10 protein-coding genes and 2 pseudogenes are annotated in these 10,975 nt (G+C 59.9%); 8 read left to right on the top strand and 4 right to left on the bottom strand.

Annotated elements, in window-relative coordinates; genetic code table 11:
- The 4 genes and pseudogenes from L6D77_RS23730 to L6D77_RS23715 form a co-directional block, all read left to right on the top strand.
- A partial coding sequence (locus L6D77_RS23730) for a hypothetical protein (protein ID WP_236170183.1) occupies positions 1 to 408 on the top strand: 408 nt, incomplete at its 5' end.
- Positions 409 to 572: 164 nt separating this feature from the next.
- Positions 573 to 1,478 carry a LysR family transcriptional regulator gene (locus tag L6D77_RS23725; RefSeq protein WP_023093368.1) on the top strand — a complete coding sequence of 302 codons (906 nt, stop codon included), beginning with the start codon at positions 573 to 575 and terminating at the stop codon, positions 1,476 to 1,478.
- Between the two features lie 281 nt (positions 1,479 to 1,759).
- Positions 1,760 to 2,290, top strand: coding sequence for an SRPBCC family protein (locus L6D77_RS23720; protein ID WP_000043569.1), 531 nt, complete (start codon positions 1,760 to 1,762; stop codon positions 2,288 to 2,290).
- A 101-nt stretch (positions 2,291 to 2,391) separates the two neighbouring features.
- Positions 2,392 to 2,571, top strand: a pseudogene (locus L6D77_RS23715) (integrase core domain-containing protein); the annotation flags it as partial.
- A 228-nt stretch (positions 2,572 to 2,799) separates the two neighbouring features.
- Here L6D77_RS23715 and L6D77_RS23710 read toward each other — a convergent pair.
- The 4 genes and pseudogenes from L6D77_RS23710 to L6D77_RS23695 all read right to left on the bottom strand — a co-directional run bounded on the left by L6D77_RS23710 (position 2,800) and on the right by L6D77_RS23695 (position 5,499).
- Positions 2,800 to 3,117, bottom strand: a complete 318-nt coding sequence (locus tag L6D77_RS23710; RefSeq protein ID WP_000539741.1) for a DMT family transporter — start codon at positions 3,115 to 3,117, stop codon at positions 2,800 to 2,802.
- A 58-nt stretch (positions 3,118 to 3,175) separates the two neighbouring features.
- Complete coding sequence (locus tag L6D77_RS23705; protein WP_000717310.1) at positions 3,176 to 3,439, bottom strand: EexN family lipoprotein; 264 nt, start codon at positions 3,437 to 3,439, stop codon at positions 3,176 to 3,178.
- A 32-nt stretch (positions 3,440 to 3,471) separates the two neighbouring features.
- Positions 3,472 to 4,029: pseudogene (locus L6D77_RS23700) on the bottom strand (LysR family substrate-binding domain-containing protein); the annotation flags it as partial.
- A 66-nt stretch (positions 4,030 to 4,095) separates the two neighbouring features.
- Entirely contained in the window at positions 4,096 to 5,499 is a 1,404-nt protein-coding gene (locus L6D77_RS23695; RefSeq protein WP_000078291.1) for an efflux transporter outer membrane subunit, read from the bottom strand.
- 100 nt (positions 5,500 to 5,599) lie between these two features.
- Here L6D77_RS23695 and L6D77_RS23690 point away from each other — a divergent pair, with 100 nt between their 5' ends.
- The 4 genes from L6D77_RS23690 to L6D77_RS23675 are packed head-to-tail and all read left to right on the top strand — an operon-like array spanning position 5,600 to position 10,961.
- A complete protein-coding gene (locus tag L6D77_RS23690; protein ID WP_023093369.1) occupies positions 5,600 to 6,241 on the top strand; it encodes a TetR/AcrR family transcriptional regulator in 642 nt (213 codons plus the stop codon).
- Positions 6,238 to 7,404 (top strand): efflux RND transporter periplasmic adaptor subunit, encoded by a 1,167-nt coding sequence (locus L6D77_RS23685; protein WP_003092290.1) that lies wholly within the window; start codon positions 6,238 to 6,240, stop codon positions 7,402 to 7,404. The genes L6D77_RS23690 and L6D77_RS23685 overlap by 4 nt, the downstream gene beginning before the upstream one ends.
- A gap of 24 nt (positions 7,405 to 7,428) precedes the next feature.
- Positions 7,429 to 10,533, top strand: coding sequence for an efflux RND transporter permease subunit (locus L6D77_RS23680; protein ID WP_003092293.1), 3,105 nt, complete (start codon positions 7,429 to 7,431; stop codon positions 10,531 to 10,533).
- The gene (locus L6D77_RS23675; RefSeq protein ID WP_000055206.1) at positions 10,530 to 10,961 is read left to right on the top strand and encodes a DMT family transporter; all 432 of its coding nucleotides are present in this window, start codon (positions 10,530 to 10,532) and stop codon (positions 10,959 to 10,961) included. The genes L6D77_RS23680 and L6D77_RS23675 overlap by 4 nt, the downstream gene beginning before the upstream one ends.
- Positions 10,962 to 10,975 lie beyond the last annotated feature (14 nt).

The following is a 10,975-nucleotide window of genomic DNA, read 5'->3' as shown; positions in this document are numbered from 1 at the left end:
CATCATTTCCATACTGATCACCCTGTGTTCTCCTGCTCAAAAATTGAGCAGAAGCAGTTGAACACCTGGGTCAGTTTTCAGTCGGCAGAACAGCCTCTACTGGGTCAGTTTTCGGTCAGCGGCAACAAGAAGATCGAACCAGGGCGATCCGAGGCGTACTTGATAGCCAAGGGTCGCTGCTGTCCATTGTGTGGCGCCCCAGACGCCGGCGATCACGATGCCGATTACCACAGCGATCTGGCCGAACAGAACGTTCGTCCCTTGCATGACCTGTCCTCCGATTTCTCCTGCGCTGGTGTCTCATTGAAAGCGTTGCACAGGGGGTGTCGCAGGCGTCAGGATCGGTTCTGGGCTAGTGCCGGTCAAAGACCGTTCGCAGCACAATGGTCGAGGGAAAAGAAAGAATGAGCGCGGTGGCGAGTCAAAGAAAAGCGCCGCAAGCGAAAGCGCACTGCGGCGCATACAGAGTTCCAAGCAAGTTACCCAAAAAAAGCCGTCAATGGGCCTTGCTTCCACTCATAGGCAATATTTAGATATCATGAAAAACGATGATATTTAAGATTGGAATAAAAATGAAAAATATCAAGAGTATGGATCTCAACTTGCTCAAGGCGCTGGACGCATTGTTAGACGAACGCAATGTGACACGGGCGGCGGCCCGTCTGGGACTAACCCAGCCGGCCTTGAGTGGCATGCTGACGCGGTTGCGCGAGAGCTTCGGTGACCCGCTTTTCGCGCGCTCGCAGCGGGGTATCGTTCCAACGCAGCGGGCGCTGGATCTAGGGATGCCTGTCAAGCAGGTGCTCGCCGAAATCGACGCGCTGCTCCAGCCACCTTCCTTCAATCCGGCCACCGCACAACTGACCTTCTCCATCGCCGCGACGGACTATGCGCTGCGTGCCGTTGCTGTCCCATTTCTATCGGCACTTAAACGGCACGCACCGCGTGTACGAGTCTCATTAGTGCCAGTCGAGAGCGGGCAGCTACAGAACCAGCTTGAGCGCGGTCAGATCGATTTAGCCCTCCTGACGCCAGAGATCACTCCGCCAAATCTGCATGCCCGAGAGCTGTTCAAGGAACACTATGTGTGTGTCCTGCGGGAAGACCATCCTGCGGCTATGGGGCGCAAGCTGACCGTTAAACAGTTCTGTGCTCTCGACCATGCGCTTGTTTCCTACGATGGTGGAGGTTTCCGCGGCGTCACCGACGATGCGCTAGAACAGTTGGGCAAACGACGCAGCGTCACACTGTCGGTCAAGAGCTTTCTGATCTTGCCAGACATCCTGCGTGCCAGTGACATGGTTGCGATCTTGCCGAGCCGCTTGGTCGCCGGTATGGACAAGCTGGCTATCTCCCTGCCGCCGGTGAAGATACCGGGGTTCACCAAGACGGCTGCTTGGCACGAACGCACCCATCACGATCCAGCACATCGCTGGATACGAGCACTGCTGTTCACTTCCTGTGCTAACAACAAGTAGGCAAGATCGCTCCTATCGTCATGCTCAGCACAACTCTACCTCGCACTACAAATAAGCAATCAGTCGGCTCAATTGGAGACGCGCCCTTTCGTAGCGCCGCTGCGAGATAGCCTAGTCGGTGGATGGCAGAACCTAGGCCTTGATATCATATTTTATGATATCAAAAATAGAAACTTAGGATTTCACTTATTGCAGATGGAGGCTCATGATTTGCTCCATGACCACTTGAATGACGCAGCCACCCCTGTTGCGTCATCGACATTTTGTGAAGGAGCTTCGATATGAGCAAGCAACAGAACGCCATCCTCTGGCCCGAAGGCTACACGCCGGGCTTTACTGAGAATTTCGCCTCCAATGAGATCATCGCCGCCGGCTTGAGCGCGGCCGACGTATGGCCTCTACTCGTCACACCATCGCTGTGGCCAAGCTACTACGCCAACTCGGCTAACGTGTGCTTTCATGACGGCAAAGGCCCGGTACTGGCCGACGGCGATCGGTTTTACTTCGAGACCTTCGGCTTCCCGGTAGAGGGGCAGTGCAACGAATACGTGCCACCTGCGGATGGGCAACCCGGCCGCGTGGCCTGGCACGGCTGGTCCGGCGAGGAAGGCACAGATACGCGCCTGGATGTGCATCACGCCTGGCTGGTTGAGAACCTGGACGGCAGGCGCGTGCGCATCCTCACGCAGGAAACTCAGAAGGGCAAACCGGCCGAGGAGCTGCACAACGCCAAACCCAACCCGATGATCAACGGCCATCAGGACTGGCTCGACAGCTTGGTCGAGGCAGCGCGCAAAGCCAAGCAGGCGTAGTGGTCTCCGGCCGCTTGATCCCAAGCGTCTGAACGGAGAAAACCATGATGAGAACTCCCCTCAGGATTCTGCTGGTCCTGACTTCGCAGGCAACGATGGGCGACGAACTGCTCAACCGCGAATGGTTCCGCAGTCGGACCGAAGCGAAGGTGCTGATCGAACGTTGGCGACAGTTCTACAACGAGCAGCGGCCGCATAGCGCGCATGCTTACAAACCGCCGGCGACGATCCGGCGCAACTGGATCCAATCCGATAGCATCCCCTCCGAACTCACTGCCTGACTGGCTACAAAGTTCGTACTCAGGTCACCTTGGCGCAGGCACTGAAGGTGGAGCCACCCGGAATGGGTGCTCCCACCGCCTTACGCGCACTGGCTCGAACTCTCCCGAGGCGCCGGCAAGCTCGTCACATAGCGACTAGAGAGAGGAGGTGACCGTACGAGTTCCCAGCGCCCGATCCACTCTGGGAGCTGGGTCGCCTAGCGACTACGCTACCAATGGAGCTAGCGATCAACTCGATAACTTGAGCGTGATAACGCCCAGGATGATCAACGCCACGCCAAGGTATCGCATCAGGGAGGTTGGGTCGCCATAGAAATGAATTCCGACTAAGAAAGTTCCCGCCGCTCCGATACCCGTCCACACCGCATAAGCAGTCCCAATCGGTATCTGACGCTGAGCAAGCCATAGGAAGGCGCCGCTAATTGTCATGAAAGAGACGGCTACTGCGACCCCACTCCAACGCGATGTTGGCTCTTGCGCCATTTTCAGCCCGACCGGCCATCCGATTTCAAACAATCCAGCCAAAACAAGATAGATCCAACCCATTGCGATTCTCCTTCAAATTTTTCATATCCGGCATACATACTCCGGCATGACCACCAGCTTAGAACTTCGGCGGCTCTTTAGGCGTGGTGTGGGGCACATCGCCATCTTCGTAAAAGCGCTTTCGCGTAGCCTCGGCAACCCGGTTACATAGTTGGTCGCCCAGCATTGGTCGATCCAACTTGCATTGCTTGCGCAACTCTTTCAGACGCTCAGGATTGAGCGCTAATTCATCGACTGTCGGAAGGTTGGCTTTATCTGGTTTCCCAGATGGGCTGCAGGCTGCCAATGTCGAGGAAAGCAATATGAGAGCAATCTTCTTCATGGTTAATTTTCTTTGGGAGATTGTGTGATGGTTTACCGCCGACCTTTGGCATCTGGAGATTTGATCGAATGAACGCGTTCCATGAAGCGAGTCAGCATTTCTGACGGCTCGCTGGCCGGCCGTAGTAGATAGGTCGTGAGCATTGGCGAACGTCCAGTCAGCGGCCGTGCGACCACCCCCTGTTCCCTGCTGGCTGTGATATGCGCGCCTCCTGTGAGGCCTAGTGCAAGTCCCGCCGAAACCAGGACCATCATTAGATCGCTGGAAGTCACGCGTTCGGCAATCAGTGGCTCTATGTCCACGCGACGTAGCACCCGTTCAACTTGCCGAGCATGGCCCTCACACGCCACCGCGTCGCAGAGCACCAGCGGATACCGCAACAGCTCTTCTAGGGGAATCTGTTTGTGGGATAGCAAGGGGTGCCGTGCGGGCACAGCTACCATCAGAGGGTCACTCCACACCGGCACGGCGATGATGCCTTCGCCGACTTCATCCGATTGAGCGAAGCCGAGATCGTACAGTTCGCCACACAATCCCTTGATTTGCTGTGCCAAAGGCACCTCGAAGAAGCGAACTTCCACTTCCGGCTCACCACCTTCGCCTTGCGTCACGCTATTTAGCTAGCCTTCGCAAGCTGCTCCAGCATGTTTCTGCGATCAAACAGGAGAGCCGGATAATGCTTTTGCCAGGACGCCCCATTGCATGGCTGTCTCGGCCCGCGTGCGGATCAGCGAAGCCTGCGCTGACAGCACCCCGGCCTCAGCCTCGGCCACCACCGTGGCGTCCACTTGTCCCGCCTCGAACAGACGTCGGCTGCGATCGAGCTGACGCTCCGCGACTGCGACACCCTCGGCCTGATGCTCCAGTGCTGCGTGCTGCGTATGCCAACCGAGATATGCGTTCTCTACGTCCTGCAAAGCACTCAACAAAGTGCGCTCGAACTCCGCACGGGCAGCTCGGCTGCGCGCCTCTCCGGTCTCGATGCCGGCACGGATCGCGCCACCATCGAAGATCGGCAACGACACCCCGGCCCCAAGTGAAAAAATGTTTCCAGTGATGCGGGTTCCCACACTCTCTACGCGCTGCCGTCCGCCGCTCAGGTCCAACACCAGCCTGGGGAAGCGTTCGCCTTCGGCTGCGTTCCAGCGCGCGGTTTCGGCGGCGAACTTCGCTTCGGCGGCGCGCACGTCGGGCCGCTCACTCAGCAGGTCCGCAGGTATGCGTGTCGGTGTCCAGTCCGGGACGGCGAGCGACGCAAGAGTTGGGGAAGCTGCAGGCGCTCCGGGCGTTTGTCCCACTAGTACATCGAGTGCATGCGTCGCCTCGCCGCGCGCACGCCGCAGTTGCTCTTGCTCCACGCGCAGTGCGACGACGCCGGCGCGGGTACGCTCGATGTCGAAGCCGGTAGCTTGTCCGGCCTCGAACTTCCGTTGCATCAGCAAGACGAGTCGTTCTGCGGATGCCAGCCGCGCCGCGGCTAGCGCTTCGAGCTCACTGGCTTGGCGCTGCTGCACAGCCGCCGACACTGTTTCAAACGCGACCTGCCACCGCGTGGCAACCCACGCTTGTTCGGCTGCCACCGCATCCAGGCGCGCACCTTCTGCTGCCTGCGAAAGCCGTCCCGACAGGTCTGCCTCCCACGATGCGGACAACGTGGCGCGGCCATCATTGCCGATTGCAACGTTCTCTGAATAGTCGCGTCCTCGAGTTGCCTGCGTGCCCGCGGACAACGAGGGGAGCAGGGAGGCCCGTGCTCGCCGCGTGGCGGCCGATGCCTCGTCCACGCGCGCTCGCGCAATCGTCAGTTCGGTATTGCGCTCCAGCGCCGCCCGGACCAAGGCATTGAGGTGCGGATCGCCGTAGGCCGTCCACCAATCGACGGGAAGAGTACGGCGGGACGATTTGTCCAAGATGCCTTCACCTCCCTCTTCATTTGAGAAATGGGCCGGTACATCCAGGCGAGGTGGATCGGCAGAGTGCGGGGCATGGCTGCAGGCCGCAAGAAGCAGTAGCGGAGAAATCATGGCAATGAGGCGATAGCGTTCAAGAATTTGAGACATGGCAGCTCCTTGCGTTCCGAAAAAGTCTTGACGGACTGTTGTATGGCTTCTACTATACCGTCTGGACTGTATATGACTCAAGCTTTTTTGGAGCACGACCATGCCGCCCCGCGCGAAAACAAAGTTGCCCCCCCCGTCCACTGCCCATAGCAGCGCCGATGCGCAGCCCGGCCTCCAGCAAGGAGCCCAGCGAACTCGCGACCGCATCCTGCAGGCCGCCCGCGAACTGGTGCTGGAGGAAGGTGCCAGTCGCTTGACACTGGACGCCGTCGTTGTGCGGGCCGGGTTGAGCAAAGGGGCGTTTCTCTATCACTTCAAGACCAAACGCGATTTGTTCGTGACACTGATCGACGAGATGATCCGGGCGTTCGACGCGGTACAAGCCAATCACGAGCGCAGGTTTGCCGGAGATCCGGACCCCTGGCTGTCGAGCCAGGTGGAAGCGATGCCCGACGACGAGATGCAGAAGATGGGCGCAGCGCTGCTCGCGGCAGCTGCGGAAGATCCAACACTTCTCGACCCACTGCGCGAGTGGTACCGCGTGCAGTACGAACGCGTGCGTCGATCCCCGCGTGGCACCGAGACCGCGGCACTCATCATGCTGGCATTGGATGGCGCCCTGTTCGCCGATCTTCTGGGTTTGCCAATACTCGCACCCGCAGAGCGGCGGCATTTCTTTCGGGCGCTCCAGGATCTCGCCTCGGGCCATCTCGAACTTGTCCCGGCAAAAGGACGCACATGAGTCGCGTCCGTAGCGGTGTCATGACCGCGTGCGCACCGCGCTCCTTGGCGGTTGCTTGCACACTATCCATTTCGACTCTGCTCTCAGGGTGCGGAAACTCGCAATCCACCGTATCCGAGCCTCCGCGCGCAGTGAAGCTCGCCGCCGCGCAGTCGGATCTCCCGCATAGCTCTCGCATCGAATTGACTGGCTCGGCGCGAGCAACCGAGCGCAGCATCCTAGGATTTGAAACAGGAGGACGGATCGCCAAGTTGAACGTCGACGTGGGTGAACGGTTCTCCCGCGGCCAAGTCCTGGCAGAACTTGATGCGCAACCTGACCGGCTTCGCGTGACACAAGCGCAAGCATCCCTGGCGGCCGCCGAAGCCGGCCTGATGGATCGACGTGTACAGACAGATCAACAGCGCCGGTTGCTCGAAAGCGAAGTCATCTCCCCTGCTGCGTTCGAGAGCGCGAAGGCGCAGCTAGCGGTCGCAGAGGGTCAAGCGCGCACTGCCAAGGCGGCGCTTGGCCTGGCCGAACGAGCACAACGTGGCACGATGATCGTCGCTCCTTTCGATGGTGTCGTGGCGGAAAAGCTGGCTTTGGCGTTCACCGACATTGCTGCTGGTGCGCCGGTATTTCAGGTCGACGGCGTGCGCAGTGGCACTGAGATCATCGCGAACGCGTCTACTACACAGGCACCTCACATAGATGTCGGCCAACGCGCAGAACTGAGCTGGAGCGGAGCCGAACAACCAATCCGAGCGGTGGTACGTCGTGTCGGTCTGCGCGCCGAAAATGGCTCGCTCCTACCCGTGGTGCTAGTGCCTGAAGATAACGCGCAAGCGCGCGCACTTCGGCCAGGTATTCCCGTACAGGTCGTGCTCGACGCACCTGCGGCAACCTCCAAGACCTCTCGGCCCGAGACTGTATCCATACCTTATGCCTCGCTGGTGCTCGGCACGAAGCCGGGCGAGGCTTCCGTCTTCGTCTACACCCCTGAAGATAAGAAGGTGCACCGTCGCGCGGTGCGCTTCACGCCGGTACAGGAAGGAGACAGCGCGCGCGTCCTCGCTGGACTCAAGCCCGGCGAGACGGTGGTTGCCGCCGGAGGAGGATGGCTCACCGATGGACAGCCAGTGACACCACTGGAAGCCACCACTCAATTGACCAAGCGCTAACGCGATCCACCAGGTTACTTCATCATGAAGATCACCGAGATGGCGCTGCGCGCCAGTCGACTTACCTACTTTGTAGCGCTCATCATTTTCGTCGCCGGCATCGCGACCTTCCTGAATTTTCCTTCTCAGGAGGAGCCGACTGTCACGGTCCGCGATGCGATGGTCACGGCGTTGAACCCGGGGCTGCCCGCCGAACGCGTTGAGCAACTCATTGCCCGGCCGATCGAGGAGCGCTTGCGCGAACTGGCAGAGGTCAAGCGCGTGACGAGCACCGTGCGCGCAGGCAGCGCCATGATCCAGGTCACGATCTGGGACCGCTACACCGACTTGGCACCGATCTGGCAGCGCGTCCGGGCCAAGGTCGCCGATTCGAAGGATGCCTTACCACAGAGCACGATGGGGCCTTTCGTCGACGAAGACTTCGGCCGCGTCGCGGTTGCCTCGATTGCGGTCACTGCACCAGGTTACTCCATGAGCGAGATGCGCGTCGCGCTCAAGCAGATGCGCGACCGCCTGTACACCGTGCCTGGTATTGAGCGCATCACTTTCTACGGCCTGCAGGAAGAGCGCGTCTATCTCGAATTCGATCGGCCTAGGCTCGCGCGATTGGAGCTGACACCACAGGGGGTGATCGACCAACTCGTCAAACAGAACGTCGTCGCTTCGGGTGGACAAATTGTTGTCGGCGGCATCAATGCAACCTTGGCGGTCAGTGGCGAAGTGCGTGACGCTCCCTCCCTGCGAGCAATGCCGATCGCGCTGCCACGACCGCAAAGTAGTACGGCGCCCGTGCCGACGATCGCATTGGGTGAACTGGCGCAGGTGAGTGTGCGGCCAGCCGATCCGCCGGAATCTGCTGCCATCTACAAAGGCCAGCCCGCTGTCGTCATGGCGGTTTCGATGGCCTCCGGTCAGAACGTGGAGCAGTTCGGAAAAGCGCTCAAAGCACGGGTTGCAGACCAGGAGAAGCTGCTGCCGGCGGGTTTCGATCTGTCATACGTCACTTTCCAGGCCGATGTCGTCAAGCACGAGATGGGCAAAATGAACCACGTCATGATGGAGACGATCATCGTCGTCCTCGGTGTCGTCGTGCTATTTCTCGGTTGGCGCACCGGGATCATCGTGGGCATGATCGTGCCGTTGACGATCCTCAGTGCACTCATCGTCATGCGCGCGATGAACATCGAGCTTCAGAACGTCTCGATGGGCGCCATCATCATTGCGCTCGGCTTGTTGGTGGACAACGGCATTGTGATTGCCGAAGACATCGAACGCCGCCTGGCCGGTGGCGAAGATCGTAAGCATGCCTGCCTCGAGGCGGGCCGCACGCTCGCCATTCCGCTGCTCACGTCCTCGCTCGTGATCGTGATCGTGTTCTCGCCGTTCTTTTTTGGCCAGAACGCCACGAGCGAGTATCTGCACAATCTCGTGGTCGTGCTGGCACTGACGTTGTTCGCTTCGTGGCTGCTGTGCCTGACTGTCACGCCCCTATTGTGCTACCACTTCGCCAAACCCCATCACAAGCAGGAGCAGGGCGACGCCTATGACACCCGCTTCTACCGTGGCTACCGGCGCGTACTGGAGTGGGTGCTCCACCATAAGGCGGTCTATGTAGCGTCGATGATCGCGGCGCTTGCCATTGCGCTGTATGGCTTCACCACCCTGCCGTACGATTTCATGCCCAAGTCCGACCGGCTTCAGTTCCAGATTCCGGTGCAGCTCGCCCCCGGTACCGACTCGCGCGAAACGCTCGCCCGCGTGAAGCAGATCAGTGGTTGGCTGGGCGACACGAACATCAATCCAGAAGTCTCCGATCACATCGGCTACGTCGCCGATGGTGGCCCGCGCTTCATCCTTAGCCTGAATCCACCACTGCCGGCATCGAACATCGCGTACTTCGTTGTCACATTGAAGCCGAAGAGCGACATCGACGCCGTCCTCGCCCGCACCCGCAGCTACTTTGCGCAAGCACATGGCGACGTGCGCGCCGAGCCCAAGCGTTTCTCGCTCGGTGCGACCGAGTCAGGGACTGCCATTTATCGCGTCAGCGGTCCGGATGAGGAGGTATTGTTGGGGGCCGCGTCCAAAATCGAAGCAGCGCTGCGCAAGCTGCCCGGCACCATCAACGTCAAGAACGATTGGGATACGCGCGTTGGCCGCATCGACGTACGGGTCGACCAGGACCGCGCGCGTCGGGCGGGCGTGACGACTGAAGACATCGCTGGCGGGCTGGATGTCCGCTACAGCGGCAGATCGATCTCGGTTATTCGCGACGGTGACACCTCCGTCCCGATCGTCCTGCGCAGTATCGTAAGCGAGCGTCGCAGCACGGCAGACGTAGGCGCGACGCTCATCTATCCCACCAACGGCGGTCCAGCGGTGACGCTGGCTCAGGTCGCAGACGTATCGCTCGCGAGCGAGCCCTCGGTCATCCAACGGCGCAATCTCATCCGCACGATCACCGTGCAAGGACAGAACACCTCTTACACCGCCCAGGAGATCATCAACCGCCTGGCGCCTAGCGTCGCTGCCCTGGACCTGCCCGCGGGCTACTCGGTTGAACTTGGCGGCGAGATCGAGGAAGCCGCCGAATCGAACGCCGCGCTGTCGACCTACATGCCCCTCGCATTTCTGGCGATGCTGATGCTGTTCGTATGGCAGTTCAATTCTTTCCGCAAGCTCGGTGTGATCCTCGCGACGATCCCTTTCACGCTTATCGGCGTGGTATTGGCTCTGAAGCTGACCGGCACACCTTTCAGCTTCATGGCGACCTTCGGCGTACTGGCCCTGTTCGGGATCATTGTCAACAACGCCGTGCTCTTGCTGGAACGCATCGACCAGGGGCTAGCGGAAGGCCTGCCACGCCATGAAGCCTTGGTTGGGGCCGCGATACAACGGCTTCGTCCAATCGTGATGACCAAGGTCACCTGCATTTCGGGACTGGTGCCACTCATGCTCTTCTCCGGACCATTATGGAAAGGGATGGCGATCGCGATGATCGGTGGGCTGGCACTCGGAACGCTGGTGACGTTGGGCTTGATTCCGCTGCTTTACGAAGTCCTGTTTGGAATCAAGCGAATTGGGCCGTGGAACCTGAGTGTCGCCACCGCGCATGGAGATCGCTCATGAGTCTCTTGCGAGCCGCCGCGTGCTGCGCATTCTCAGAATTCGTATGCACCCACGCTTCATGCGTATGTCTCGCTAGGCTTATGCGATTCAGCACCCATCCGCTGATCTGGAAATCCTGGTCGATTGTCATTGCCGCAGGGGTTCTAGGAGCGGGCTATCCACTGGGCCTGCGGGCCATCACGGCGGGCGGTCCGATGCGCTGGGTCGGCCTCTGTGTGGCAGTGACGTGCATGGCGGCCAGCGGCGCACTTTTGTGGTTCGCGCTCAAGCGGATTCCGATCAGCGCGGCCTCTGCAGCCTGGGCAGGAATCGGGCTACTTGGAAACTTGGGCGTCGGCGCCCTCCTACTAGGCGATGTCGCATCGGTAACGCGCTGGTCTGGCACCGCCCTCATCGCAGCAGGCATTGCCTGTCTTAGTTTCGTTTGATCAAGGAGACCCAT

Source organism: Pseudomonas parasichuanensis (assembly GCF_021601385.1).
In the GTDB taxonomy this organism is placed as follows: Bacteria; Pseudomonadota; Gammaproteobacteria; order Pseudomonadales; family Pseudomonadaceae; genus Aquipseudomonas; species Aquipseudomonas parasichuanensis.
The sequence above is the reverse complement of the archived record's forward strand: the minus strand, read 5'-3'. Positions and strand labels throughout refer to the sequence as shown.

What these genes read in the sequence shown, in the direction of transcription:
- L6D77_RS23725 (WP_023093368.1), top strand. Translation starts at nt 573, where the DNA reads ATGAAAAATATCAAGAGTATGGATCTCAACTTGCTCAAGGCGCTGGAC.
- L6D77_RS23720 (WP_000043569.1), top strand. Translation starts at nt 1,760, where the DNA reads ATGAGCAAGCAACAGAACGCCATCCTCTGGCCCGAAGGCTACACGCCG.
- L6D77_RS23710 (WP_000539741.1), bottom strand. Translation starts at nt 3,117, where the DNA reads ATGGGTTGGATCTATCTTGTTTTGGCTGGATTGTTTGAAATCGGATGG.
- L6D77_RS23705 (WP_000717310.1), bottom strand. Translation starts at nt 3,439, where the DNA reads ATGAAGAAGATTGCTCTCATATTGCTTTCCTCGACATTGGCAGCCTGC.
- L6D77_RS23695 (WP_000078291.1), bottom strand. Translation starts at nt 5,499, where the DNA reads ATGTCTCAAATTCTTGAACGCTATCGCCTCATTGCCATGATTTCTCCG.
- L6D77_RS23690 (WP_023093369.1), top strand. Translation starts at nt 5,600, where the DNA reads ATGCCGCCCCGCGCGAAAACAAAGTTGCCCCCCCCGTCCACTGCCCAT.
- L6D77_RS23685 (WP_003092290.1), top strand. Translation starts at nt 6,238, where the DNA reads ATGAGTCGCGTCCGTAGCGGTGTCATGACCGCGTGCGCACCGCGCTCC.
- L6D77_RS23680 (WP_003092293.1), top strand. Translation starts at nt 7,429, where the DNA reads ATGAAGATCACCGAGATGGCGCTGCGCGCCAGTCGACTTACCTACTTT.
- L6D77_RS23675 (WP_000055206.1), top strand. Translation starts at nt 10,530, where the DNA reads ATGAGTCTCTTGCGAGCCGCCGCGTGCTGCGCATTCTCAGAATTCGTA.